This is a genomic window from Pseudomonas sp. IzPS59 (assembly GCF_014863505.1).
GTDB classification, from domain to species: domain Bacteria; phylum Pseudomonadota; class Gammaproteobacteria; order Pseudomonadales; family Pseudomonadaceae; genus Aquipseudomonas; species Aquipseudomonas kribbensis.
Genome location: NZ_CP062251.1, coordinates 1,811,015 through 1,838,004, shown reverse-complemented (window position 1 = coordinate 1,838,004; position 26,990 = coordinate 1,811,015). Strand labels below are relative to the sequence as shown.

General features: G+C 61.6%; 20 protein-coding genes and 1 pseudogene. 9 read left to right on the top strand and 12 right to left on the bottom strand.

What is annotated here, in order from left to right:
- Positions 1-131: 131 nt before the first annotated feature.
- From IF189_RS08335 to IF189_RS08325, 3 genes are all read right to left on the bottom strand, one after another.
- On the bottom strand, positions 132-1,790 hold the full coding sequence (locus IF189_RS08335; RefSeq protein ID WP_085710542.1) for a cation acetate symporter: 1,659 nt from the start codon (positions 1,788-1,790) through the stop codon (positions 132-134).
- Positions 1,787-2,098 carry a DUF485 domain-containing protein gene (locus IF189_RS08330; RefSeq protein WP_085710541.1) on the bottom strand — a complete coding sequence of 104 codons (312 nt, stop codon included), beginning with the start codon at positions 2,096-2,098 and terminating at the stop codon, positions 1,787-1,789. The genes IF189_RS08335 and IF189_RS08330 overlap by 4 nt, the downstream gene beginning before the upstream one ends.
- Before the next feature lie 230 nt (positions 2,099-2,328).
- On the bottom strand, positions 2,329-3,180 hold the full coding sequence (locus IF189_RS08325; protein ID WP_085710539.1) for a glycine betaine ABC transporter substrate-binding protein: 852 nt from the start codon (positions 3,178-3,180) through the stop codon (positions 2,329-2,331).
- 287 nt (positions 3,181-3,467) lie between these two features.
- Between IF189_RS08325 and IF189_RS08320 the strand changes: the two genes are divergently transcribed.
- Positions 3,468-5,063 carry a beta (1-6) glucans synthase gene (locus IF189_RS08320; RefSeq protein ID WP_192553114.1) on the top strand — a complete coding sequence of 532 codons (1,596 nt, stop codon included), beginning with the start codon at positions 3,468-3,470 and terminating at the stop codon, positions 5,061-5,063.
- 122 nt (positions 5,064-5,185) lie between these two features.
- Here the strand turns inward: IF189_RS08320 and IF189_RS08315 are convergent, their stop codons facing one another.
- The gene (locus IF189_RS08315; protein WP_134825917.1) at positions 5,186-5,554 is read right to left on the bottom strand and encodes a hypothetical protein; all 369 of its coding nucleotides are present in this window, start codon (positions 5,552-5,554) and stop codon (positions 5,186-5,188) included.
- Between the two features lie 223 nt (positions 5,555-5,777).
- On the opposite strand from IF189_RS08315, the gene IF189_RS08310 reads away from it, so the two are divergent.
- Complete coding sequence (locus tag IF189_RS08310; RefSeq protein WP_085710535.1) at positions 5,778-7,076, top strand: serine/threonine protein kinase; 1,299 nt, start codon at positions 5,778-5,780, stop codon at positions 7,074-7,076.
- Entirely contained in the window at positions 7,069-7,857 is a 789-nt protein-coding gene (locus tag IF189_RS08305; protein WP_085710534.1) for a VacJ family lipoprotein, read from the top strand. The genes IF189_RS08310 and IF189_RS08305 overlap by 8 nt, the downstream gene beginning before the upstream one ends.
- Before the next feature lie 86 nt (positions 7,858-7,943).
- Here the strand turns inward: IF189_RS08305 and IF189_RS08300 are convergent, their stop codons facing one another.
- The 6 genes from IF189_RS08300 to IF189_RS08275 form a co-directional block, all read right to left on the bottom strand.
- A complete protein-coding gene (locus tag IF189_RS08300; RefSeq protein WP_192553113.1) occupies positions 7,944-8,321 on the bottom strand; it encodes a DUF805 domain-containing protein in 378 nt (125 codons plus the stop codon).
- 129 nt (positions 8,322-8,450) lie between these two features.
- Positions 8,451-9,365, bottom strand: coding sequence for a DUF808 domain-containing protein (locus tag IF189_RS08295; protein WP_192553112.1), 915 nt, complete (start codon positions 9,363-9,365; stop codon positions 8,451-8,453).
- Positions 9,366-9,433: 68 nt separating this feature from the next.
- The gene (locus IF189_RS08290) at positions 9,434-10,870 is read right to left on the bottom strand and encodes an efflux transporter outer membrane subunit (protein WP_192553111.1); all 1,437 of its coding nucleotides are present in this window, start codon (positions 10,868-10,870) and stop codon (positions 9,434-9,436) included.
- Positions 10,871-13,993 (bottom strand): efflux RND transporter permease subunit, encoded by a 3,123-nt coding sequence (locus tag IF189_RS08285; protein ID WP_192553110.1) that lies wholly within the window; start codon positions 13,991-13,993, stop codon positions 10,871-10,873.
- Positions 13,983-17,066, bottom strand: a complete 3,084-nt coding sequence (locus tag IF189_RS08280) for an efflux RND transporter permease subunit (protein WP_192553109.1) — start codon at positions 17,064-17,066, stop codon at positions 13,983-13,985. The genes IF189_RS08285 and IF189_RS08280 overlap by 11 nt, the downstream gene beginning before the upstream one ends.
- Positions 17,067-17,078: 12 nt before the next feature.
- Positions 17,079-18,206, bottom strand: a complete 1,128-nt coding sequence (locus IF189_RS08275; protein WP_192553108.1) for an efflux RND transporter periplasmic adaptor subunit — start codon at positions 18,204-18,206, stop codon at positions 17,079-17,081.
- A 193-nt stretch (positions 18,207-18,399) separates the two neighbouring features.
- Here IF189_RS08275 and IF189_RS08270 point away from each other — a divergent pair, with 193 nt between their 5' ends.
- A complete protein-coding gene (locus IF189_RS08270; protein ID WP_085710525.1) occupies positions 18,400-19,005 on the top strand; it encodes a TetR/AcrR family transcriptional regulator in 606 nt (201 codons plus the stop codon).
- Between the two features lie 131 nt (positions 19,006-19,136).
- On the opposite strand, the pseudogene IF189_RS08265 reads toward IF189_RS08270, so the two are convergent.
- Together IF189_RS08265 and IF189_RS08260 are read right to left on the bottom strand one after the other, a co-directional pair.
- Positions 19,137-19,599: pseudogene (locus IF189_RS08265) on the bottom strand (REP-associated tyrosine transposase).
- Between the two features lie 210 nt (positions 19,600-19,809).
- A complete protein-coding gene (locus tag IF189_RS08260; RefSeq protein WP_085710524.1) occupies positions 19,810-20,250 on the bottom strand; it encodes a GlcG/HbpS family heme-binding protein in 441 nt (146 codons plus the stop codon).
- Positions 20,251-20,518: 268 nt separating this feature from the next.
- Between IF189_RS08260 and gcl the strand changes: the two genes are divergently transcribed.
- The 5 genes from gcl (at position 20,519) to pyk (ending at position 26,895) form a co-directional block, all read left to right on the top strand.
- Entirely contained in the window at positions 20,519-22,294 is a 1,776-nt protein-coding gene (gcl, locus tag IF189_RS08255; RefSeq protein WP_134825910.1) for a glyoxylate carboligase, read from the top strand.
- Between the two features lie 106 nt (positions 22,295-22,400).
- A complete protein-coding gene (gene hyi / locus IF189_RS08250; RefSeq protein ID WP_085699396.1) occupies positions 22,401-23,183 on the top strand; it encodes a hydroxypyruvate isomerase in 783 nt (260 codons plus the stop codon).
- Between the two features lie 43 nt (positions 23,184-23,226).
- Positions 23,227-24,120: a 2-hydroxy-3-oxopropionate reductase gene (locus IF189_RS08245; RefSeq protein ID WP_047292610.1), complete on the top strand. Its 894-nt coding sequence runs from the start codon at positions 23,227-23,229 to the stop codon at positions 24,118-24,120.
- 88 nt (positions 24,121-24,208) lie between these two features.
- Positions 24,209-25,483, top strand: a complete 1,275-nt coding sequence (locus tag IF189_RS08240) for a glycerate kinase (RefSeq protein ID WP_134825909.1) — start codon at positions 24,209-24,211, stop codon at positions 25,481-25,483.
- A complete protein-coding gene (pyk, locus tag IF189_RS08235) occupies positions 25,480-26,895 on the top strand; it encodes a pyruvate kinase (RefSeq protein WP_085710519.1) in 1,416 nt (471 codons plus the stop codon). The genes IF189_RS08240 and pyk overlap by 4 nt, the downstream gene beginning before the upstream one ends.
- Positions 26,896-26,990 lie beyond the last annotated feature (95 nt).

The following is a 26,990-nucleotide window of genomic DNA, read 5'->3' as shown; positions in this document are numbered from 1 at the left end:
AACCCTAAGAAGCCGTTACCGCAGCAACGGATATACACCCAATCCCCAAGAACATCCGATAACCGCCCATAAAAAATGCCCCAATCTCTCGACCAGGGCATTTCCATTCAACTCAACCTACACAAAAAGCCTCAGTGCGAAACCGCCCCACTAGCCCCCAACCCAGTCTGCGAACGCACAAACTGCGGGAAGAACAGCGCACGCTCGTTCTCTGCCGCCGCCGACTTATCAGTGATCGAGAAGAACCAGATCCCGATAAACGCAATGATCATCGAGAACAGCGCCGGATACTCGTAAGGGAAGATCGCCTTCTCATGATGCAGAATCTGCACCCAGATGGTCGGGCCAAGGATCATCAGCCCCACCGCACTCACCAGACCCAGCCAGCCGCCAATCATGGCGCCACGGGTGGTCAGTTTCTTCCAGTACATCGAAAGCAGCAGGACCGGGAAGTTGCAGCTCGCCGCAATGGAGAACGCCAGGCCGACCATGAACGCGATGTTCTGGCTTTCGAACAGGATGCCCAGGCCGATGGCCAGCACGCCCAGTGCGACGGTAGTGATCTTCGAAACACGGATCTCATCCTTCTCGTTGGCCTTGCCCTTCTTGATCACGCTGGCATAGAGGTCGTGGGACACCGCCGAAGCACCGGCCAGGGTCAGACCGGCCACTACCGCCAGAATGGTTGCGAACGCCACCGCCGAGATGAAGCCGAGGAAGATGCTGCCGCCCACGGCGTTGGCCAGGTGCACCGCCGCCATGTTGTTGCCGCCGAGCAGAGCGCCCGCCGCATCTTTAAAGGCCGGGTTGGTGCTGACCAGTAGGATCGCGCCGAAGCCGATGATGAAGGTCAGGATGTAGAAGTAGCCGATGAAACCGGTCGCATACAGCACGCTCTTGCGAGCTTCCTTCGCATCGCTCACGGTGAAGAAGCGCATCAGGATGTGCGGCAGGCCAGCGGTACCGAACATCAGCGCCAGGCCGAGGGAGAACGCCGAGATCGGGTCTTTCACCAGACCGCCGGGGCTCATGATCGCTTCGCCCTTGGCGTGAACCTTGATGGATTCGGAGAACAGGGTGTTGAAGTCGAAGTTGACGTGCTTCATCACCATCAGCGCCATGAACGAAGCACCGGACAGCAACAGCACGGCCTTGATGATCTGCACCCAGGTGGTCGCCAGCATGCCGCCGAACAGCACGTACAGGCACATCAGGATACCCACCAGAATCACCGCGACGTGGTAGTCGAGACCGAACAGCAGCTGGATCAGCTTGCCGGCACCGACCATTTGCGCGATCAGGTAGAACGCCACCACCACCAGCGAACCGCAGGCCGACAGCGTGCGGATCTGGGTTTGCCCGAGACGGTAGGACGCCACGTCGGCAAAGGTGTATTTACCCAGGTTGCGCAGACGCTCGGCGATCAGGAACAGAATGATCGGCCAGCCCACCAGGAAGCCGATCGAGTAGATCAGGCCGTCGTAGCCGGAGGTGAACACCAGCGCGGAAATCCCCAGGAAGGACGCCGCCGACATGTAGTCACCGGCAATTGCCAGACCGTTCTGGAAACCGGTGATTTTGCCGCCCGCCGCATAGTAGTCGGCAGCCGACTTGTTGCGCTTGGAGGCCCAGTAGGTGATGCACAGGGTCGCGCCGACGAACACCACGAACATGACGATCGCGGAAACGTTGAGCGGTTGTTTATGGACTTCGCCGGTCAGGGCGTCAGCGGCCCACGCGGCCGGAGCGAACGCTGCAATGCTCAAAAGAGCCAGTAGACGCCGGATCATTGCTGAGCCTCCTTGAGAATCGCATTGTTCAGGTCGTCGAACTCGCCATTGGCGCGGCGCACGTAGATACCGGTCAGGATGAAGGCCGAGACAATCAGCCCGACACCGATGGGGATGCCCCAGGTGATGGATGAGCCGGCGCTGATCTTGGTCCCGAGCACTTGTGGCCCGTACGCGATCAGCAGGATGAATCCGGAGTAGAGCCCTAGCATGATCGCCGAGAGTATCCAGGCGAACCTTTCCCTTTTTTTCACCAGCTCCTTGAAGCGCGGGCTGTTCTGAATAGAGAGGTAAATGCTGTCGTTCATTGTTTTTATCCTCGCAGCACAGATTTTTATTTTTGGAACGTATCCACTGTATGCGGCTGCGAGCCGGCTTCCAGACGACCTTAGTAGTAGAACGCCATGGCGTTTTTGCCAATTTCCAGACGGCCCGAAAAAGGTGCGCATCCGCCATTAAAGGAAGGGCCATAAAAAAGGCCGCCCGACGTAAATGCCGGGCGGCCCTGGGAAGCGCAGACTAGACGCTTCGACTTATATTACTTGGTCCATTCAGCCACGCGGTCCGGGTGTTTGGCGACCCAGTCCTTGGCGGCGGCTTCAGGTTTGGCACCGTCCTGAATCGCCAGCATGACCTGACCGATTTCGTCTTTGGAGGCCCACTGGAAGTTCTTCAGGAACTTCGCCACTTCCGGCGCCTTGGCATCCAGCTCTTTGCTGCCGATGCTGTTCACGGTTTCAGCCGCGCCATACACGCCTTTCGGGTCGTCGAGGAAGCGCAGTTTCCACTTGGCGAACATCCAGTGCGGCACCCAGCCGGTCACGGCGATGGATTCGTTCTTTTTCTCGGCACGGGTCAGCTCGGCGATCATGCCGGCGCCGGAACTGGCCTTGAGGGTGTAACCGGTCAGGCCGTAATCCTTGATCGCCTGGTCGGTCTTGAGCATCACACCTGAGCCGGCGTCGATGCCGACGATGCGATTTTTGAAGCTGTCGTCGGTTTTCAGGTCTTCGATGGATTTGGCTTTGACGTACTCGGGCACGATCAGGCCGATTTTCGCGTCCTTGAAGTTCGGGCCGTAATCGACGACCAGATCCTTGTTCTTCGCCCAGTATTCGCCGTGGGTCACTGGCAGCCAGGCCGACAGCATGGCGTCGAGTTTGCCGGTGGCAACGCCCTGCCACATGATCCCGGTGGCGACGGCCTGGAGCTTCACGTCGTAGCCGAGTTTCTGTTTGATCACTTCGGCCGCCACGTGGGTGGTCGCGACGCTGTCGGACCAGCCGTCAACGTAACCGATGTTCAGGGTCTGTTTTTCAGCGCTGGCGAAAGTGGAGCTCATCGCAAGCACCAGAGCGGCACCTGCGCCTAAAAGTCGTCGCATCTTCATCGTTACTTCCCCGAAATGCTGCGCCCGACGGATGCCGGGCATCGTCAACGTATTGTTATGGTGCACAGCGCCCCCATCACGCCTGACCGCAAACTCGTTCGAACATCAGCGGAGTACTGATGGCTTTGATCATCAACCTGACGCACACAGCGACCTGCTCTGCCAGCGACCTCGAAGCAACGAGAAACGACATCAGAAAGCCATTAACTGCGTCTGAATATTTGACGCCAGACAATCCGCCCGAACTTTGCATGTCAAAAACATGCAGGCCACCAACCCCTCTATAAATGCAGGTAACATGCGTCGCTTTGCAGCCACTCGGCCTGACCATGTCCGCATCCTCCCGCTTCCCTTTTCTTCCTTATCTGTTCGCCTGCCTGCTCGGCCTGTTTGCGCTTTGCGGCTTCTGGTACGGCCTCGGCAAACCGGTGATTCTGCCGGACGTCGCCACCCCGACCCACAAGTTGCAATGCGCCTCCTACACGCCGTTCGACAAGGATCAGTCGCCGTTCGACGTGCCGTTCAAACTGCGCCCGGAGCGCATGGACGCCGACCTCGCCCTGCTCGCCACCCGCTTCGAATGCATCCGCACCTATTCCATGACCGGCCTCGAAGCCCTGCCGGAACTGGCGCGCAAGCATGGTTTGAAGCTGATGATCGGCGCCTGGGTCAACAGCAACCCGGTGGACACCGAGAAAGAAGTCGATCTGCTGATCGCCTCGGCCAACGCCAACCCGGACGTGGTCAGCGCGGTGATCGTCGGCAACGAAGCCTTGCTGCGCAAGGAAGTCACCGGGGCGCAACTGGCGAAGCTGATCAACAAGGTCAAAAGCCATATCAAGCAACCGGTGACGTACGCCGATGTCTGGGAGTTCTGGCTCAAGCACCCGGAAGTCGCGCCGGCGGTGGACTTCCTGACCATTCATTTGCTGCCGTACTGGGAAGATGATCCTTCGAACATCGACGCTGCCCTGCAACACGTGGCCGATGTGCGCCAGGTGTTCGGCAACAAGTTCGCGCCCAAGGACGTGATGATCGGCGAAACCGGTTGGCCGAGCGAAGGTCGCCAGCGTGAGACTGCGCTGCCGAGCCGGGTCAACGAAGCCAGGTTCATTCGTGGTTTTGTCACCCTGGCCGAACAGCAAGGCTGGCATTACAACCTGATCGAAGCCTTCGACCAGCCGTGGAAACGCGGCAGTGAAGGCGCGGTCGGTGGCTACTGGGGGCTGTTCGATGCGGATCGCCAGGACAAAGGCGTGCTGGCCGGGCCAGTATCCAACGTACCTGACTGGTCGCGCTGGCTGGCGCTCGGCAGTTTGATCTTCCTCGGCACGCTGGTTCTTGGCGGTCGGGTTCGCACCACGGGCTCAGCGCTGGTGCTGCCATTGCTCGGCGCCCTCGCCGCTTGCTCAATCGGCGCCTGGGGCAATCTGGCATGGCTGACCACGCGCTTCGCCAGCGAATGGGTGTGGGTCGGCTTGCTGACCGCGTTGAATCTGCTGGTGCTGGCGCACGCCGCGCTGACCTTGAGCGCCCGCAGCGGCTGGCGTGACCGCGCCTTCAATGCGTTCGAACGACAAGCCGGCTGGCTGGTTGCAGCGGCCGGTTTTGCGGCAGCGGTGATGGCGCTGGAGATGGTGTTCGATCCACGCTATCGCAGCTTTGCGAGTGCGGCGTTCATTCTGCCGGCGCTGGTTTATCTGTGCCGCCCGGTGCCGGTGGCCCGCCGGGAGATTGCCCTGCTGACCTTCAGCATCGGCGCGTGCATTGCGCCGCAGTTGTTCCGTGAAGGCCTGCAGAATCAGCAGGCCTGGGGCTGGGCGCTGGTCAGCGGGTTGATGGTGGCCGCGTTGTGGCGCTGCCTGCGAGTTCGCAACCGCTGATCTTCAGAGGCTGAACCGGCCTCTTCGCTGGCAAGCCAGCTCCCACAGTGACCGAGTCAAGCTCGGGTTTTGTGTGCGCCACGCACCCCTGTGGGAGCGGGCTTGCCCGCGATGACTGACTGTCAGACGCTGCGCGATTCCCGCACCAACCGCAACCCCGCAATCACCACCGCAAACACCGCCAGCGTGGTGTTGTACAACGCCAGCGCCGGAAACCCGAACACCAGCGCCAGCACCGCCAGCCACCACCCTGCCCGTCCCGGCACGACAAAACCGATCACGGCAGCCGCGACCGCCGCCCAGCCGAGCATCTGGAAATGAATCATCAGGCCCAGGTTCGAGCGCACCGAGCATTCCCAGCGGCTCGCCTCGTCAACGCAGATGCCCACCCATTGCGCGTCCTCCATGAAGCCATAACGCGCGCCATAACTGGCGGCCAGCCATAACGGCAACAGAACGAGCAGCAGAATCACGGGCAAGCGGCGGGACATGGAACACTCCAAACGAGGAAATCGGCGGCCAGCTTAATCGCCTGCCAGCCGTGTGCAAGAACTAACAACTCTTAACTGGTCATTCGATCCGTGCAAAGTGTATCGTCCGGCTACTATTACCCCGAATTCCGTCTGATTGGTGCCGATGCATGGCACTTTGGCGCTAACCCAGTGGTCATAGCCTGCGAACCTCATTCGGCACCTTCCTTTAAGGGATTCACTCATGCTCCGATCCTTGCGCTTCGCCGCCCTGTTTGGCGGCCTTATCCTGAGTGCGTCCGCGCTGGCGGTGGATATCGACGCCGCCAGTTACGGCTATCCACTGACCAACCCGTTTGAAGCAACCATCGCCACCACGCCGCCGGACCTGCGTCCGGAGTTGCCGTCGGACGACGACATCAATCAGACCGACCGCAGCGTCACCCTGCGCCCGGAACGCGAGTTCATCCTGCCGGACAATTTCTGGGCAGTGAAAAAACTCACCTATCGCATCGCCACCCAGGACAAGGCAGCCCCGCTGATCTTCCTGATTGCCGGCACCGGCGCACGTTATGACAGCAGCCTCAACGAGTACCTGAAAAAGCTCTACTACAAGGCCGGCTACCACGTGGTACAGCTGTCCTCCCCGACCAGTTTCGACTTCATGAGCGCCGCCTCGCGCTTCGCCACCCCCGGCGTGACCAAGGAAGACGCCGAAGACATGTACCGGGTGATGCAGGCCGTGCGGGCGCAAAACCCGAAAGTGCCGGTCACCGACTATTACCTCAGCGGCTACAGCCTCGGTGCGCTGGACGCAGCGTTCGTCGCTCACCTGGACGAAACCCGCCGCAGTTTCAACTTCAAGAAAGTCCTGCTGCTGAATCCGCCGGTCAACCTGTACACCTCGATCACCAACCTCGACAAGCTGGTGCAGACCGAGGTCAAGGGCATCAACAACAGCACCACGTTCTATGAACTGGTGCTGGCCAAGCTGACCCGCTACTTCCAGCAGAAAGGCTACATCGACCTTAACGATGCACTGCTCTATGACTTCCAGCAGTCCAAGCAGCACTTGAGCAACGAGCAGATGGCGATGCTGATCGGCACCTCGTTCCGCTTCTCGGCGGCGGACATCGCCTTTACTTCGGACCTGATCAACCGTCGCGGCCTGATCACCCCGCCGAAATTCCCGATCACCGAAGGCACCAGCCTCACGCCGTTCCTCAAGCGTGCGCTGCAATGCGACTTCGACTGCTACCTGACCGAGCAGGTGATCCCGATGTGGCGCGCCCGCACCGACGGCGGCAGCCTGCTGCAACTGATCGATCAGGTCAGCCTGTACGCCCTCAAGGATTACCTGCACGACAGCCCGAAAATCGCCGTGATGCACAACGCCGACGACGTGATCCTCGGCCCCGGCGACCTCGGTTTCCTGCGCAAGACCTTCGGCGATCGCCTGACGGTTTATCCACTGGGCGGCCATTGCGGCAACCTTAACTACCGCGTCAACAGCGACGCCATGCTGGAGTTCTTCCGTGGCTAAATATCTCCTGCTGTTTGCAGCGTTACTCTGTGCAGGCGTGGCCCAGGCCGACAACAGCAAAGCCAACGCACCGGTGGTGGTCGACAGTGACGGCTTCAAGGAGCCACTGTCCAAACTCAAGTTCAACCCGGGCCTGGACCAGCGCGAATTCGAACGCTCGACGCTCAACGCACTGAACGTGTATGACCCGCTGGAGTCGTGGAACCGCCGGGTCTACCACTTCAACTACCGCTTCGACCAATGGGTGTTCCTGCCGGTGGTCGATGGCTATCGCTACGTCACGCCCGGTTTCGTGCGCTCCGGTGTGAGCAACTTCTTCAACAACCTCGGCGACGTGCCGAACCTGGTCAACAGCCTGTTGCAGTTCAAGGGCAAGCGCTCGATGGAAACCACCGCGCGCCTGCTGCTCAACACCACCATCGGCATCGCCGGCCTGTGGGACCCGGCCACCGCCATGGGACTGCCGCGCCAGAACGAAGACTTCGGCCAGACCCTGGGCTTCTACGGCGTACCGGGCGGCGCCTACTTCGTACTGCCGATCCTCGGCCCGTCGAACATCCGCGATACCGCCGGCCTCGCCGTGGACTACACCGCCGAATCGGCGATCAACTACCTGAACGTGTCGAAAGTCAGCGAAAACCACCCGGAAATCTGGGCGCTGCGGGCAGTCGACAAGCGTTATCAGACCCGCTTCCGCTACGGCCAGATGAACTCGCCGTTCGAGTACGAGAAGGTGCGCTACGTGTACACCGAATCGCGCAAGCTGCAGATCGCCGAATAAAACCGGCAGCCACAAAAAAAGGCCATTCGATGCAAATCGAATGGCCTTTTTTATTTCACGGTGATCAATCCTTACAGATTGAACTTTCAAGCATGAACAACCTTTGGCTCCCTTGGGTCCGGGCCGTGACTGTTCTCCCCTTTAGTCCCGCTTGCCGCCAACGTGATCAGAAGAATGAACGGCCCGACCAAAGGAACAGCCGCCCAGAATATATTGAGTCCGCTCTTATTCATGTCGTGATACCTGCGCCAAATCACTGCCAGACGAGGGCTCAAGGTCAACACGCCATAAATTGGCAGTGCCAGCAAATAATAAGGTTCTCTATTCAGTTCCGTAGCGTATCCAATCGCAAGAAATACCGCCTGCAAACAGGTTTCTATCAGAAAAAACATCCAAAACTCTTTTCTGCTGGCTCTCCCCTTGAACGTTGCGTACTTTCTCAATACCTGCAAATACCATTTCATTCCAGAATCCCTTCGCTACCGAAAAATCTGTTCCAACCGTTACTGGAGAAACAGCGGTGCGGAGTCTACGAATGTCCTCAAAACAACAATGTAGGAACAATCTGAAAGAAATGTGGGAAGCGCGAGTTTTTAGCCCTTCAGCGCTTTCCAGATTTTGCCGACGACCGACACAACAGCCAGCACCACCGCCCCCGCCACAACCCCCGCCACGCCATTGAGCAACACCGGCACTGCAAACCCTGCACTGCCCGCCGCTGCGGCAACGCTCTCGATCCAGTGATGCACCACCGGTACGCCGTGAGTCAGGATGCCGCCGCCGACCAGGAACATCGCCGCCGTGCCGATCACCGACAGGCCTTTCATCATGTATGGCGCGGCGCGCAGGATCGCGTTGCCGATGCGTTTCGCCGCAGCGCCGGGCTTCTGGGTCAGCCACAGGCCGAGGTCATCGAGTTTGACGATGCCGGCCACCAGACCATAGACGCCCACGGTCATGACGACCGCGATGCCCGACATCACGATCACTTGCTGGGTCAGTGAAGCCTCGGCCACGGTGCCGAGGGTGATGGCGATGATTTCCGCCGAGAGGATGAAGTCGGTGCGGATCGCGCCTTTGATCTTGTCCTTCTCGTAGGCCACCAGATCGGTCGCAGGATCGGCCACGGCCTCGGTCAGCTGCGCATGTTCGGTCTGATCTTCATCCTTGCCGTGCAGCAGCGGGTGCGCGAGTTTCTCGAAACCCTCGAAGCACAGATAGGCGCCGCCGACCATCAGCAGCGGCGTCACCAGCCACGGCACGAACGCACTGATCGCCAGCGCCGACGGCACCAGAATCAGTTTGTTGACGAACGAGCCCTTGGCCACCGCCCACACCACGGGAATTTCCCGTTCGGCGCGTACGCCGGAGACTTGCTGGGCATTGAGCGCCAGGTCATCGCCGAGTACCCCGGCGGTCTTCTTGGCGGCCATTTTGCTCATCAACGCAACGTCATCCAGAACGGTGGCGATGTCGTCGATCAGCACCAGCAAACTGCTTCCTGCCATGGGTCAGGCTTCCCTACGAAAAAAAAAGTGCGCGCAGCATACCGTGCGCCACTCAAGGGAGCGAGAGGCTACGGCACCTGCCAGCCACCGCCCAGGCTCTGGAACAGCGCGACACTGCCCTGACTGAGCAAGCCCTGGGTATCGCACAGATTCTGCTCGGCCTGCAACAGCACCAATTGCTGGGTCAGCACCGCTTGCTGGCTGACCGTCCCCGCCCGCTGCTGCGCCTGCTGACTGCCGAACAACTGCTGATTGCGCTGGAACATCTGATCAAAGGCTTGCGCCTGAATATGCAGATGATTGATCGCCGACAGATTGTCCTCGACGTTCTGCAACGCCCCGAGCACCGTGCCGCGATACGTGGCCACGTCCTGATCGTAAGTGGCTTCAGCTTCCTGTTTGGCCGCTTGCCGGGCACCGCCGTCGAAAATGGTTTCCGCCAGCGCCGGCCCTAGAGTCCAGATGCGGTTGGGCACAGAGAACAGGCCGCCCAGCGCCGAACCCCGGAAGCCACCTTCGGCGGTCAGGCTCAGAGTCGGAAAGAATGCCGCTTCGGCCACGCCGATCCGCGCGTTGGCCGCTGCTGCCAGACGTTCGGCGGACACCACATCAGGTCGACGCAGCAACAGATTCGACGGCAACACCGGCGGCGGCATGGGCGTCGTGAAGCGATAGTCGGAGACCTTGGGCAAATCGAACTGCGCCGGCGCCATGCCCACCAACACCGCCAGCGCATGCTCGGCCTGCTCCCGCGAACGCTGCGCCGTTTGCAGCGCCGTGATTACCGTACTGAGCTGATCCTGCGCCACCAGCAATTGATCGTTGGTCGCCGTGCCCTGAACGGTTTGCGCCTGAATCATCGTCAGCAGTTGCTGATTGATGGCCTGTTGTTGCTGCAACAGGTCGATGTCGATATCCAGTTGCCGCAGCCCCAGATAATTGGTCGCCACGCTGGCGCCGATGGACAGCCGCACGCCGGCCAGCAATGCGTCAGAGGATTGCAGCGAAGCCTGGCTCGACTCGATACCGCGCCGCACCTGCCCCCACAGGTCCGGCTCCCAACTGGCCGTCAGGGTGGCGCTGACCGTTTGTTCGACGGTACTGCCGCTGCTGCCGGTCAAACCGCTGGTGGTGCTGCCGCTGGCCCCGCCGCCGACACCGCGAGCGCCGGACAATCCCACGCCCACGGTCGGCCACAACCCGGCGCGGCTCGACGCCACTTGCGCCTGCGCCAGCCGATACGCCGCTTCGGCGCCGATGATCGACTGGTTGGCCTTGGCCGAACGCTCGATCAGATCGTTGAGTATCGGGTCCTGATAGACCCGCCACCATTGACTGTTCAACGCGCCCCGCGGATTGGCCTGTGCGCGCTGCCATTGCGTGCCTTCCTTGAACGAAGTCGGCAGTTCAATCGCAGGCTTGTGGTAGTCCGGGCCGACCATGCAACCGCTCAAGAGCAGGCTCAGCACAAGGCAGGCACCCACGGGGAACAGGCGACGTTTCATTTATCGCTCCTTACGCTTCAGGCGCTGCGACGCCCGGTCCAGCCAAAGGTAGATCACCGGCGTGGTGTACAGCGTCAGCAACTGGCTGAACAGCAAGCCGCCAATGATCGAAATCCCCAACGGCCGGCGCAGCTCCGAGCCATAACCGCTGCCCAGCACCAGCGGCAGTGCGCCGAGGATCGCCGCCAGCGTGGTCATCATGATCGGCCGGAAACGAATCAGGCAGGCGCGACGGATCGCGTCCTTGGCGCTCAGGCCAAATTCGCGGCGCTCGGTGATGGCGAAGTCGATCATCATGATCGCGTTCTTCTTGACGATCCCGATCAACAGAATCACCCCCACCAGCGCGATGATCGATAGTTCAGTGCCGGTCAGCAGCAAAGCGATCAGCGCGCCGACACCGGCCGACGGCAAGGTCGAAAGAATCGTCAGCGGGTGCACCAGGCTCTCGTAGAGCATGCCCAGCACCACGTACACCGACAGCAGCGCCGCGACGATCAGCAACGGCTCGCTGGCCACCGAAGACTGGAAAACCTGCGCCGTCCCGGCGAACTGCCCGACCACACTGGCCGGCATGCGCAATTGTTTGACGGCATTGTCCACCAGCGCCGTTGCCTGGCCGATGGAGACGCCCGGCGCGAGGTTGAACGACGCGGTCACTGCCGGAAAAGTCCCTTGATGACTGATCGAAATCGCCGTGCGCCCCACGGAGTAATCCGCCAGCGCCGACAGCGGCACCAGCGTCTGCGAGACCTTGGCATTCAGGTTCGGCGCTGCCGCAGCGCCCTTGGTCGTGACAGCAGCGGTGCCCACCGGCACGTAAACGTTCTTCAGGGTCGCCGGGGATGCCCAGTACGCCGGCGCCACTTCCATCACCACGTGATACTGGTTGGCGGAACGGTAAATGGTCGAAACCTGCCGCTGACCGAAGGCGTCGTAAAACGTCTGGTCGATGGCCGACATGCTGACCCCGAGCCGGGCGGCAGCGTCGCGATTGACCGTCACGCTGGACATCAGGCTGTTGTCCTGCTGATCGGTGTTCACATCGGTCAGTTGCGGCAAGCCGTGCAGCACCGCGACGACTTTCGGCACCCATTCGTCGAGGGTGCTCTGGTCGTCGGCGGTCATCGTGTACTGATACTGCGCCCCGCTCTGCCGGCCGCCGACCGTGATGTCCTGCGCCGATTGCAGATACAGGCGCGTGCCGGGCATGTCGCCAAGGGTGCGGCGAATCTGGCCGATGACCTGATCGGCGCCGTCCTTGCGATCCGCCAGCGGCTTGAGGGTGATGAACAGCTGCGCACTGTTGACCGCCCCGCCGATCCCGCCACCGCCGCCGACAAACCCGCCGACGGTCGCCACGTTCGGATTGCTCAAGACCTTTTTATTAATCTCGCTGAAGTTCGACTGGATCGCGCCGAAGGAAATGCTCTGCGCCGCAATGATGCTGCCGGACATGCGCCCGGTGTCTTCCTGCGGGAAAAAACCCTTGGGCACCAGCACATAGAGCACGCACGCCAGCACGATCACCAGCAGCGTCAGCAGGCCCATCAGGAACGAATGCTCGACCACCCAACCCAGCGTGCGGTCGTAGTACCGGTGAAAGTACGAATCCGGATGATCATCACCCTTGCCGCTCTGCTGTTGAGTGCGCAGCAGCACGCTGGCCAGCATCGGCGTCACCGTCAGCGACACCAGCATCGAAATCACGATGGCCACCGACAGCGAAATCGAAAACTCGCGAAACAGCCGCCCGACCACCCCGCCCATCAGCAGCAACGGAATGAACACCGCCACCAGCGACACGCTGATGGTCATAACCGTGAAACCCACCTCCCGCGCTCCGGCCAGTGCGGCTTGCACACGGCTTTCACCTTTCTCCAGATGTCGCATGATGTTCTCGACCACCACGATCGCATCGTCCACCACAAACCCGGTGGAAATGGTCAGCGCCATCAGCGACAGGTTGTTGAGGCTGTAGCCGAGAAAATACATCGCCCCGAAAGTGCCCAGCAGCGACAGCGGCACGACGATGGCCGGGATCAGCGTGCTGCGCCAATCGCGGAAGAAGCCGAAGGTCACCAGCGTCACCAGCGCGATCGAAATCAGCAGGGTCACTTCCACGTCGTGCAGCGAGGCGCGAATGGTGGTGGTGCGGTCCATCAGGATGTTGATCTTGATCGCCGAGGGGATCGAACTCTGCAGGAACGGCAGGTCGGCCTTCACCGCATCCACCGTGTCGATGACGTTGGCCCCGGGCTGCTTGAACACCACCAGCAACACCGCCGGTTTGCCGTTGGACAGGCCGAAGTTGCGCAGGTCTTCGACGTCTTCGCTGACGTCACCGAGATCGGAAATGCGCACCAGATCGCCGTTGCGCTGCTTGACCACCAACGGCCCGTAATCGCTGCCCTGATAGAGCATGTCGTTGGCCTTCAGGCCATAGGACTGATCGCCGACCGACACCGTGCCTTTGGGCAAATTGACGTTGGACGCCTGAATCACCTGCCGCACTTGCTCCAGGCTGACGCCGTAGCGATTGAGCCGGTCCGGATTGAGCTCGATGCGCACCGCTGGCAGTGCCGCGCCGCCCACCGTGACATCGCCGACACCCGTGGTCTGCAACAGCCGCTGTTCGAGCAGGGTCGAGGCCACGTCGTACATCTGGCCACGGGTCGCCGAATCGGAAGTCAGGCTGAGAATCAGGATCGGCGAATCGGCCGGGTTGACCTTGCGGTAGGTCGGGTTGCCGGACAGATCGCTCGGCAGGCTGCTGCGCGCCGCGTTGATCGCCGCTTGCACGTCCCGCGCCGCGCCATCGATGTCGCGATTGAGGTCGAATTGCAAGGTGATGCGGGTTGCCCCCAGCGAACTGGACGAGGTCATTTCGGTGACCCCGGCGATCTGCCCGAACTGACGTTCCAGCGGCGTCGCCACCGACGACGCCACCGTACTCGGGTCGGCACCGGGCAACGACGCACGCACGCTGATGGTCGGGAAATCCACCTCCGGCAGCGGCGCCACCGGCAGCAGGTTGAACGCCAGCACACCAAACAGCGCCAGCCCGACCGCCAGCAGCGTGGTGGCGATGGGGCGCTGGATAAACGGCGCGCTAAGGTTCATCGCGCAAGGCCTCGGCCGCCACTGGCCGGCGCCGGGTGAAGCGCTGCTCCAGGCCATGCATGGCGAGGAAAATCACCGGGGTCGAAAACAGCGTCAGCAACTGGCTGAGCAACAAGCCGCCGATGATCGCGATCCCCAGCGGATGGCGCAGCTCCGAGCCGATCCCGGTGCCCAATGCCAGCGGCACCGCGCCGAACAGCGAGGCCATGCTGGTCATCAAAATCGGCCGGAATCGCAGCTCGGCAGCCTGACGGATCGCAGCCACCGGATCGAGCCCGCCCTTGCGTTCCAGCTCCAGGGCAAAGTCGACCATCATGATGCCGTTCTTCATCACGATGCCGATCAACAGCACGATGCCGATCAAACCGATGATGTCGAACTGCGTGCCGGTGATCAGCAACGCCAGCAAGGCGCCGAGCGCGGCGGACAACAGGGTCGAGAGAATCGTCACCGGATGCACGAAGCTCTCGTAGAGAATCCCCAGCATCAGGTACACCACGATGATCGCCGCCAGCACCAGAAACACCTGATTGGACAACGACGCCTCGAACGTCGCCGCCGCCCCTTCCAGATTGGCCTGCACCGACAGCGGCAGGCCGGCCCGGGTTTCGATGTCCTTGAGCCGCGTCACCGCCGCGCCGAGGGTCTGGCCGGGGGCGAGGTTGAACGAGACATCGGCGTAGGGAAACTGTCCCAGACGATTGATGGTTACCGGCGCGCGAATCACCTGCATCGTCGCCATGCTCGACAGCGGCGCCACCCCGCCGCCGGGAATGTCGACGTAGAGCCCGGTCAACAGATCCGCCAGATTGTGTGGCGGATGGTCGGTGGCGATCACCACGTGATACTGGTTGAGCTGGGTATAGATGGTCGACACCTGACGCTGGCCGAAAGCGTCGTACAGCACGTCGTCGATGGCTTGCGGCGTGATGCCCAGACGCGACGCCGTGGCGCGGTCGAAGTTGAGCTGGATCTGATTGCCGAACTGCATCGCTTGGCTTTGCACGTCGGTGAACATCGGGTCCTGCTTGATCGCCGTGAGCAGCTTGTTGGTCCAGATTTCCAGTTCGCCCGGGTCAGTGGCTTGCAGGCCGAGACGGTAACTGGTGGTCGAGACGGTGGCGTCCAGCGTCAGGTCCTGCACGCTGTGCAGGTACAGGCGAATCCCGGCGTCGTCGGCATTGGCGTCGGAGAGCCGACGAATCACCGCTGCGCTGCTGTCACGGTCGCCGTGGGGTTTGAGGTTGATCAGCAGATTGCCCTGATTGATCGTCGGGTTGGTCTGGTCGATGCCGACGAACGAAGACAGGCTCGCCACTGCCGGGTCCTTGAGAATCCGCGCCGCCAGCCGCTGCTGTTCGCTCTGCATCTGCTGGAAGGAAATGCCTGGCGAGGCCTGGGAGATGCCCTGGATCAGCCCGGTGTCCTGCTCGGGAAAAAAGCCCTTGGGCATGATCACGATGATCAACAGCGTCAGCAGCCCGGTGAGCACCACCGAGATCAGCGTCAGCCCGCGATGCAGCAGCACCCAGTCCAGGCCTTTGACGTAATAGCCGTTGACCCGGTCGAAGAAATCGACCCGGCGTTCCTCGTGTTTGTGCTTGAGCATCCGCGAACACATCATCGGCGTCAGGGTCAGGGTGATCAGCGCCGAGATGACGATGGTCACCGCCACCGTCATGGCGAATTCGCGAAACAGGCGGCCCACCACATCGCCCATGAACAGCAGCGGAATCATCACTGCGATCAGCGCCACCGACAGCGAAATGATGGTGAAGCCGATCTGCTCCGCGCCCTTGAGCGCGGCCTGCATCGGCGAGTCGCCGGCCTCGATGTAGCGGGTGATGTTTTCGATCATGACGATGGCGTCATCGACCACGAAACCGATGGCGATGGTCAGCGCCATCAGCGTCAGGTTGTTCAGCGAAAACCCCACCGCGTAGGCCACCGCCAGAGTGCCGACCAAGGTCAACGGCACGGTCACCGCCGGGATGATCGTCGCCGCCACGTTGCGCAGGAACAGGAAGATCACGATCACCACCAGCAACACCGCCACCGCCAGTTCGTACTGCACGTCGGTGACCGAGGCGCGGATGGTTTGCGTGCGGTCGGTGAGCACGTTGACCTTCAGCGTCGCCGGCAAACTGGCACGCAGCTTGGGCAGCAGTTGTTGTACGCGGTCGACCACATCAATCACGTTGGCCCCGGGCTGACGCTGGATGTTCAGGACAATCGACGGGGTGCTGTCGGTCCATGCCGCTTGCCGTGGGTTCTCCGGGCCCTGGGTTGATGAAGCGATCTGCGACAGGCGAATCGGCGCGCCGTTCTTGTAGGCGATCACCAGATCGCGGTACTCCTCGGCGGACTGCAACTGGTCGTTGGTGCCGATCGAATACGCCTGATATTTGCCGTCGATATTGCCCTTGGCCTGATTGACGTTGGCCGTGCCCAGCGAGGTGCGCAGGTCATCGAGGGACAGCCCCAGACTGTTCAGCGCCGAGGTGTTGGCCTCGACCCGCACCGCCGGGCGCTGACCGCCACTGAGGGTGACCAGGCCGACGCCGGTGATCTGCGAAATCTTTTGCGCCAGCCGCGTGTCGGCGAGGTCTTCAACCTTGGTCAGCGGCAATACGTCGGAGGTCAGCGACAACGTCAGCACCGGCGCATCGGCCGGATTGACCTTACTGTAGACCGGCGGGTACGGCAGGTTCGCCGGCAGGAAGGTGCCGGCGGCGTTGATCGCGGCCTGCACTTCCTGCTCGGCGACATCCAAAGACAACGACAGATCGAATTGCAGGGTCACCACCGAGGCGCCGTCGGAGCTGGTGGAGTTCATCGACTTGAGCCCCGGCATCTCGCCGAGCTGGCGTTCCAGCGGCGCGGTGATCGACGAACTGATGACCTCGGGACTGGCGCCGGGGTATTGGGTGAACACCTGAATGGTCGGGTAATCCACCTCCGGCAACGCCGACACCGACAACAAGTGATAACCCAGCAGGCCCAGCAACAGTACGGCGACCATTAACAGCGTGGTGGCCACCGGGCGTTCGATGAAGGGGCGCGAGACGTTCATGGGCTACGCCTCCTATTGCGCGACGACTTTCACCGCCGAGCCATCGTCGAGTTTGTCGGCGCCCTCGGTGACGACCTGCTCGCCCTCCTTCACCCCGTTGTCGAGCACCGCCGAAACATCGCCTGTCGCCGGCCCGGTCTTGATGTTGCGCAGGCTGACCTTGTTGCCGGGGTCGACCACGACGAAGACGAAATCGCCCTTGCTGCCGTGCTGGATCGCCCGGGTCGGCACCACGGGGTTCTGACTCAGAGTGTCAGCCTTGAGCCGGGCGTTGACGAACTGATTGGGAAACAGCGCCTTGCCGGAATCGTCGAACTGCGCCTTGACCTTGATCGTGCCGGTGCTGGTATCGACCTGGTTATCCAGCGCCAGCAGATTGCCGGTGGCCAGCAGGTTGTGTTTGTTGCGATCGTAGGCCAGTACCGTCACCGTGCCTTTGGCCATGGCCTGATTGATCGCACCCAAGTCGTCCTCGGGTACGGCGAACACCACGGTGGCCGGGGTCATCTGGGTGATCACGGCAATCCCGGTAGTGCTGGTGGTGGTCACGTAGTTGCCGGGATCGACCTGGCGCAAACCGACCACGCCATCCACCGGCGAAGTGATCGTGCAGTAGCTCAACTGGACTTCGAGGTTCTGCACGCTGCCCTGATCCGAAGCAACCGTGCCTTGCAGTTGTTGCACCAGCGAGGCCTGGGTATCGAGGGTTTGCTGAGTGGTGGAGCCGACCTTGATCAGTTCGCGATAACGCGCCAGATCGCGCACGGCGTTGGCGAGCAGCGCCTGATCGTGCATCAGCGTGCCCTTGGCCACCGCCAGTTGCGCCTTCAGTGCGCGGTCGTCGATGCGGGCGATGACCTGGCCTTTGGCGACGTGCTGGCCTTCCTTGAACTCGACCGAGCTGAGAATGCCGTTGACCTGGGTCACCACGGTCACGCTGCGGGTCGGGGTCACCGTGCCCAAGGCGTCGATGTAGACCGGCACGTCCTGCAACCTGACCGGGACCGTCGCGACCGGCTCGGCGGCCGGCGGGGGTTTGACCCGACGCTGACCGGCGCTCAGGTAGAACCACAGGGCAAGCCCCAGCAACAGCACAATGCCAATGATCAACAGGACTTTGCCGCGCCTGCGTTTCGCCATGACCGCCCGCCTCTTGCCCCCGCGTCTGCCTTGACTCTAGCAGCGTCCCGACAGCCATCGCGGGGCATGGCGAATTTGTTCAGGCAGGCGACAGACTGACGCGACGAGCGCCACCGACGGGCATTGTTGAGCGCCGCGCGAGGCCGGTGCTACCATGCGCAACCGCCAGAACAGGCAAGGAACCACCGGGTTTATGAGCACAATCCGCGAGCGCAACAAAGAACTGATCCTGCGTGCCGCCAGTGAAGAGTTTGCCGACAAGGGCTTCGCTGCGACCAAAACCAGCGACATCGCCGCCAAGGCGGGATTGCCCAAGCCCAACGTCTACTACTACTTCAAGTCCAAGGAAAACCTCTACCGCGAGGTTCTGGAAAGCATCATCGTGCCGATCCTGCAGGCCTCGACCCCGTTCAACCCGGACGGCGTGCCGAGCGAAGTGCTGAGCGGCTACATCCGCTCGAAGATCCGCATCTCCCGCGACCTGCCGTTTGCCTCCAAGGTGTTCGCCAGCGAAATCATGCACGGCGCCCCGCACCTGAGCGCCGACCTGGTCGAGCAACTGAACAGCCAGGCCAAGCACAACATCGACTGCATCCAGAGCTGGATCGACCGCGGCCAGATCGCCCCGATCGACCCCAACCACCTGATGTTCAGCATCTGGGCCGCGACCCAGACCTACGCCGACTTCGACTGGCAGATCTCCGCCGTGACCGGCAAGGAAAAGCTCGACGAAGCGGATTACGAGTCGGCAGCACAAACCATCATCCGGTTGGTGCTCAAGGGCTGCGAGCCGGACTGATAGACCGCGTTGACTGCTTCGCGAGCAAGCCCGCTCCCACAGGGAGCTGTGTCGATCAATAATCTTGTATTCAACACAAATCCCTGTGGGAGCTGGCTTGCCAGCGATGAAGGCAACTCGGTGCACAGTTGTCAAAGCCAAACGGCATCCCACAGCGGATAGTCACCAAGCTTTTCCACCAGTCCAGCCCGCAACGGGTTGGCCACGACATACCGCGCCACTTTCACCAAGTCATCTTCCCGCCTCAACGCCCGGTCATGGTAGCCCTGCTGCCATAGCGGCCCCTTTCTGCCACTGCGCAAATTAACCTCTCGCGTAATCAGGGATTTGGTCTCTCGCATCAGTTTGCGGAGTGAGCAACTTTCCAGCTCGACGAGCCAGTGAAAATGATCGGGCATGACAACCCACGCCAACGATTTAGCCATTCCCTTGTCCTGTGCGCGACGAAGTTGATGAACAACCAGTCAGTCGGCCCAAGGCGAAATCGGCAAAGATTGGTTCTCGATCAAGAGTGTTTGAAGTCAGTAAATAGATTTGATTCGGCTCGGCATAGCGGCCGGTTCGCAGACGATGTGACGCGGGAAGATCAGGCAATCCATTGCCCCTAGCTGATGAGTTCATCAGAAGGCTAGACCTCCATTACCCGTTTGACCGGGCCAGTCTTTTATCTTGATGTGTCAGCAAGATTGCCATCGCTGGCAAGCCAGCTCCCACAGGGTTTTGTGCCGTTCGCAGAATTTGAATTCAACGAACAAGGAGCGGGAGCGAGCCGGCCAGCGATGACTTTCGATCAAACGCCGCAAATCAAGCAGCCACCCCCGCATCCGCCCGCAGGTCCAAAGCCTCCACAGCCTTGATCGCCACCTGCTCATCGACATCCGACAGATCGCCGCTGATGCCGATCGCTCCCAGCACGTTGCCCGCCTGATCACGGATCAACACACCACCCGGTGCCGGGACGACGCTGCCCTGCCCCATGCTGTTGAGCGCGGCGATGAACGCCGGGCGTTGTTGCGCGTCCAGCGCCAGCAGGCGTGAGCCCTTGCCCAGGGCGATGGCACCCCAGGCTTTGCCGATAGCGATGTTCGGGCGCAGCAGGCTGGCGCCGTCTTCGCGTTGCAAGGTGACCAGGTGGCCGCCGGTATCCAGTACTGCAATGGTCAGCGGTGCGGCGGAGATCGCCCGCCCTGCGCTGATGGCTTCGTTGACCAGGTTGACTGCGACTTTCAAGGTTAAAGCGCTCATGGTGCCGTCCTCATTTTGTTATTGGGAAAGCCGTTGGACTGCGCGTTTGTGCCGCAGCCCGACGCAACAAATAGAACACAATGAATTATTTTTTTGTATACAATAATTCTCGAAAAGCGCCCCATGCGACGAAAAGCCACAGTAGATACGGCTTCCGACGAATGAAACAGGCGCTTGAGAAAATGGATTGACCTGCGCCGTCCGCCGTGAATACACTCTGCGCAAAGCCACTTGTATACAATTACAAAACGTAAAGAGGCACAAAACCATGAGCAAAATGAGAGCAATCGAAGCCGCCGTTCTGGTGATGCGCCGTGAAGGGGTTGATACCGCTTTTGGCATTCCGGGTGCTGCGATCAACCCGCTGTATTCCGCCCTGAAGAAAGTCGGTGGCATCGATCACGTCCTCGCTCGCCACGTTGAAGGCGCCTCGCACATGGCCGAGGGCTACACCCGCACCAAGGCCGGCAACATCGGCGTGTGCATCGGTACTTCCGGCCCTGCCGGCACCGACATGGTCACCGGTCTGTACAGCGCCTCCGCAGACTCCATCCCGATTCTCTGCATCACAGGGCAAGCGCCACGTGCCCGTATGCACAAGGAAGACTTCCAGGCCGTCGACATCACCAGCATCGTCAAGCCAGTGACCAAGTGGGCGACCACCGTTCTGGAGCCGGGCCAGGTGCCTTATGCGTTCCAGAAAGCCTTCTATGAAATGCGCTCCGGCCGTCCGGGCCCGGTGCTGATCGACCTGCCGTTCGACGTTCAAATGGCCGAAATCGAATTCGACATCGACGCCTACCAGCCGCTGCCGCTGGCCAAGCCGAGCGCCACTCGCGTGCAGGTTGAAAAGGCTCTGGCGCTGCTCGATCAGGCTGAACGTCCATTGCTGGTGGCCGGTGGCGGCATCATCAACGCCGACGCCAGCGATCTGCTGGTGGAATTCGCCGAGCTGACCGGCATCCCGGTGATCCCGACCCTGATGGGCTGGGGCACCATTCCGGACGATCACCCGCTGATGGTCGGCATGGTCGGTCTGCAGACTTCGCACCGTTACGGCAACGCCACGATGCTGAAATCCGACGTGGTGCTGGGCATCGGTAACCGCTGGGCCAACCGTCACACCGGTTCGGTCGACGTGTACACCGAAGGTCGCAAGTTCATTCACGTCGACATCGAAGGCACCCAGATCGGCCGCGTGTTCACCCCGGACCTGGGCATCGTTTCCGACGCCGCCGCCGCGCTGACCGTGTTCATCGAAGTCGCCCGTGAATGGCAAGCCGCCGGCAAACTGAAAAACCGCAGTGCATGGCTGCAGGACTGCCAGCAGCGCAAGTCCAGCCTGCAACGCAAGACCCACTTCGACAACGTGCCGGTCAAGCCGCAGCGCGTGTATGAAGAAATGAACCAGGTGTTCGGCAAGGACACCTGCTACGTCAGCACCATTGGTCTGTCGCAGATTGCCGGCGCGCAGTTCCTGCACGTCTACAAGCCGCGTCACTGGATCAACTGCGGTCAGGCCGGTCCGTTGGGCTGGACCATTCCGGCAGCGCTGGGCGTGGTGAAGGCCGATCCGAACCGGAAAGTCGTGGCCCTGTCGGGGGACTATGACTTCCAGTTCATGATCGAGGAACTGGCGGTCGGCGCTCAGTTCAATCTGCCGTACATCCACGTCGTGGTGAACAACTCGTACCTGGGTCTGATCCGTCAGGCACAGCGCGGGTTCGAAATGGACTACTGCGTGCAGCTGTCCTTCGATAACCTGAACGCGCCGGAACTCAACGGTTACGGTGTCGACCACGTCGCAGTCGCCGAAGGCCTGGGCTGCAAGGCGCTGCGTGTGTTCGAACCGGCTGACATCGCCCCTGCCCTGCGCAAGGCCGAAGAGCTGATCGAAGAGTTCAAGGTGCCGGTGATCGTCGAGATCATTCTGGAGCGTGTGACCAACATCTCCATGGGTACCGAGATCAACGCCGTCAACGAATTCGAAGACCTGGCGCTGGTCGGCAACGATGCGCCTACCGCGATTTCGCTGCTCGACTGAACGTAACCTGCTCCCTCTCCCTTTGGGAGAGGGTGGCTACAGTCCCTCTCCCCTAGGAGAGGGGACTGATTGCGTTGTGTCAGACATTTTGTTTTAGGAGACCACCATGCCGCGTTTCGCAGCCAACCTGTCCATGCTGTTCACCGAACAGGATTTCCTTGCCCGTTTCGACGCCGCCGCCAAGGCTGGCTTCAGCGGTGTCGAGTACCTGTTCCCGTACGATTTCAGCTCCGCCGAAATCAAGGCCAAACTCGACGCCAACGGCCTGACCCAAGTGCTGTTCAACCTGCCGGCCGGTGACTGGGCCAAGGGCGAGCGCGGTATCGCGTGCCTGCCGGACCGGGTCGAAGAATTCCGTGCCGGTGTCGATCTGGCCATCGCTTACGCCCAGGTTCTGGGCAACACCCAGGTCAACTGCCTGGCCGGTATCCGTCCGCAGGGCGTGGACGATGCCACCGTTGAAAAGACCTTCGTCGCCAACCTCAAGTACGCCGCCGAAAAGCTGCAAGCCGTCGGCATCAAACTGGTGATGGAAGCGATCAACACCCGCGACATCCCGGGTTTCTACCTGAACAACACGGCGCAGGCCCTGTCGATTCGCGAGCAGGTCGGCAGCGCCAATCTGTTCCTGCAATACGACATCTATCACATGCAAATCATGGAAGGCGATCTGGCCCGCACCCTGCAATCGCACCTGGCCGAGATCAACCATGTGCAGTTGGCCGACAACCCGGGCCGCAACGAGCCGGGCACTGGCGAGATCAACTACCGCTTCCTGTTCGAACACCTCGATCGCATCGGTTATCAGGGCTGGGTCGGCTGCGAATACAAACCGCTGACCACCACTGAAGCGGGCCTCGGCTGGCTGAAGACCCACAACGCGATCTGACCCCCTATTTGCTTGAGCAAGACAAAAACAAGAGGAATTTCTCATGGCTAAAATCGGATTTATCGGCACCGGCATCATGGGCCACCCAATGGCTTCGAACCTGCAGAAAGCCGGTCACAGCCTGTTCCTGTCGGCGCACCACGACGCCGCCCCTGCCGATCTGGTCGCCGCTGGCGCCGTCGCCCTGGCCAACCCGCGCGAAGTGGCCCAGGAAGCCGAATTCATCATCGTCATGGTGCCGGATACCCCGCAGGTCGACGACGTGCTGTTCCGCGCCGACGGCGTTGCTGCCGGCATCGGCAAAGGCAAAGTCGTGATCGACATGAGCTCGATCTCGCCGACCGCCACCAAGGCTTTCGCCGCAAAGATCAACGAAAAAGGCGCGCAGTACCTCGACGCTCCGGTGTCGGGTGGTGAAGTCGGTGCCAAGGCTGCGACCCTGAGCATCATGGTCGGTGGCGATGCCGATGCCTTCGAACGCGCACTGCCGCTGTTCCAGGCCATGGGCAAGAACATCACCCTGGTCGGCGGCAATGGCGACGGTCAGACCGCCAAGGTGGCGAACCAGATCATCGTTGCCCTGAACATTCAGGCCGTTGCCGAAGCGCTGCTGTTCGCTTCGAAAAACGGTGCCGATCCGGCCAAGGTGCGTGAAGCGCTGATGGGTGGTTTCGCCTCCTCGAAGATCCTCGAAGTGCACGGCGAGCGCATGATCAAGGGCACCTTCGATCCGGGCTTCCGCATCAGCCTGCACCAGAAGGACCTGAACCTGGCCCTGCAAGGCGCCAAGGAGCTGAACATCAACCTGCCGAACACCGCCAACGCCCAGCAAGTGTTCAGCACCTGCGCGGCCATCGGTGGCAGCAACTGGGACCACTCGGCGCTGATCAAGGGCCTGGAACACATGGCCAACTTCTCGATTCGCGACAAGAAGTAAGCCCTGCCCCGCCCCCGGTGTGGAAGCAGCCCTGCTTCCACACCGGACCGAGTTGCCCTTCCAATAACAAGAATTCCGGGAGCCCGCCATGTCGGTCGATCCGCAACAACTGCTGCGCGAGCTGTTTGCCACAGCCATCGACGCGGCCCATCCGAACCAGGTCCTCGAAGCCCATCTGCCTGCCGATCGCACAGGTCGCGTGATCGTCATCGGCGCCGGCAAGGCTGCCGCTGCCATGGCGCAAGTGGTCGAGCGTTGCTGGGAAGGTGAAGTCTCGGGCCTTGTGGTGACCCGCTACGGTCACGGCGCCCCGTGCGAAAAAATCGAAGTGGTCGAAGCCGCGCATCCGGTCCCGGACGCTGCCGGTCTGGCCGTGGCCAAACGCGTGCTGGAACTGGTCAGCAACCTGAGCGAAGACGACCGCGTGATCTTCCTGCTGTCCGGCGGCGGTTCTGCCCTGCTGGCGCTGCCGGCCGAAGGCATCACCCTGGCCGACAAACAGTCGATCAACAAAGCCCTGCTCAAATCCGGCGCGACCATCGGCGAGATGAACTGCGTGCGCAAGCACCTCTCGGCGATCAAGGGCGGACGCCTGGGCAAGGCCTGCTGGCCGGCAACTGTTTATACCTACGCGATTTCCGATGTACCGGGCGACCTCGCCACGGTCATCGCCTCCGGCCCGACCGTGGCCGACCCGAGCACCAGCGCCGAAGCACTGGCAATCATCAAGCGCTACGGCATCGAGATCCCGGCCTCCGTACGCACCTGGCTGCAAAGCCCGGAATCGGAAACCGTCAAACCCGGTGATCCGAGCCTGGCCCGCAGTCATTTCCAATTGATCGCCCGCCCTCAGCAATCGCTGGACGCGGCAGCAGTGAAATGCCGTCAGGCCGGTTTCAGCACGCTGATCCTCGGTGACCTGGAAGGTGAATCCCGCGAAGTGGCGAAAGTCCACGCCGGCATTGCGCGCCAGATCATTCATCACGGCCAGCCGCTGGCAGCACCGTGCGTGATTCTCTCCGGCGGCGAAACCACCGTGACCGTGCGCGGCAATGGCCGTGGCGGACGCAACGCCGAATTTCTCCTCAGCCTCACCGACAGCCTCAAGGGCCAGCCCGGTGTCTATGCGCTGGCAGGTGACACCGACGGCATCGACGGCTCGGAAGACAACGCCGGCGCGATCATGACCCCGGACAGCTACGCCCGCGCCGCCGCCCTCGGCCTGAGCGCCAGCGACGAGCTGGATAACAACAACGGCTACGGCTACTTCGCGGCGCTCGATGCGCTCATCGTCACCGAGCCGACCCGCACCAACGTCAACGACTTCCGCGCCATCCTGATCCTCGAGAGCTCTAAATCATGACGCCTGACAAAAAGGTCAAAATCCTCGCCACCCTCGGGCCTGCCGTCGACGGCATCGAAGACATCCGCGAGCTGGTCGAGGCCGGGGTCAATATCTTCCGCCTCAACTTCAGCCACGGCGATCACGCCGACCACGCCAAACGCTATCAGTGGATCCGCGAAGTCGAGCGCCAGCTCAACTATCCGCTCGGGATCCTGATGGACCTGCAAGGGCCGAAACTGCGGGTCGGCAAGTTCGCAGACGGCAAGGTTCAACTGCATCGTGGTCAGGCCTTCCGCCTCGATCTGGACGCGACACCGGGCGACGAACGCCGGGTGAACCTGCCGCATCCGGAGATCATCGCCGCGCTGGAAGCCGGGATGGATCTGCTGCTCGACGACGGCAAACTGCGTCTGCGGGTCGTGACCAAATACAGCGATGCGATCGACACCACTGTGCTCAACGGTGGCGAACTGTCGGACCGCAAAGGCGTGAACGTGCCGCAAGCGGTACTCGACCTGAGCCCGCTGACCACCAAGGACCGCCGCGACCTGAGCTTCGGCCTGGAGCTGGGTGTGGACTGGGTCGCGCTGTCGTTCGTGCAGCGTCCGCAAGACATCATCGAGGCCCGCGAGCTGATCGGCGACAAGGCGTTCCTGATGGCGAAAATCGAGAAGCCGTCGGCCGTCGAACAACTGCGCGAAATCGCCGAGCTGAGCGACGCGATTATGGTGGCCCGCGGTGACCTGGGCGTGGAAGTGCCGGCCGAAAGCGTGCCGCAGATCCAGAAAAACATCATCACCACCTGCCGCCAGCTCGGCAAACCGGTGGTGGTGGCGACGCAGATGCTCGAGTCGATGCGCTTCTCGCCGGCGCCGACCCGCGCCGAAGTCACGGACGTTGCCAATGCCGTGGCCGAAGGTGCCGATGCGGTGATGCTGTCGGCCGAAACCGCGTCCGGCGAATACCCGCTGGAAGCCGTGCAGATGATGAGCAAGATCATCCGCCAGGTGGAGAACGGTCCGGATTACCAGACCCAACTCGACGTCAGCCGGCCGAAAGCCGAGGCGACCGTGTCCGATGCGATCAGCTGCGCGATCCGCCGGATCAGCAACGTGCTGCCGGTGGCGGTGCTGGTCAACTACAGCGAGTCCGGCGCATCGAGTCTGCGTGCAGCGCGGGAGCGGCCAAAGGCGCCGATCCTCAACCTGACACCGAACCTGCAGACCGCCCGCCGCTTGAGCGTGGCGTGGGGCATTCATTCGGTGGTCAATGATCGCCTGCGTCAGGTGGATGAAGTGTGCTCGACCGCGCTGGAAATCGCTCAGGCTCAAGGAATGGCCGAGCGTGGCGATACGTTGCTGATCACCGCGGGTGTGCCGTTTGGGCAGCCGGGGTCGACTAATTCGCTGCGGATCGAAACATTGATTTAAGCAACACCTGTGTGGCGAGGGAGCGTGCTCCCGTCGCTCGGCATGACGGTTTCCACAAGAGACACCGCATTCACCGGGCATGAGCTCCCTCGCCA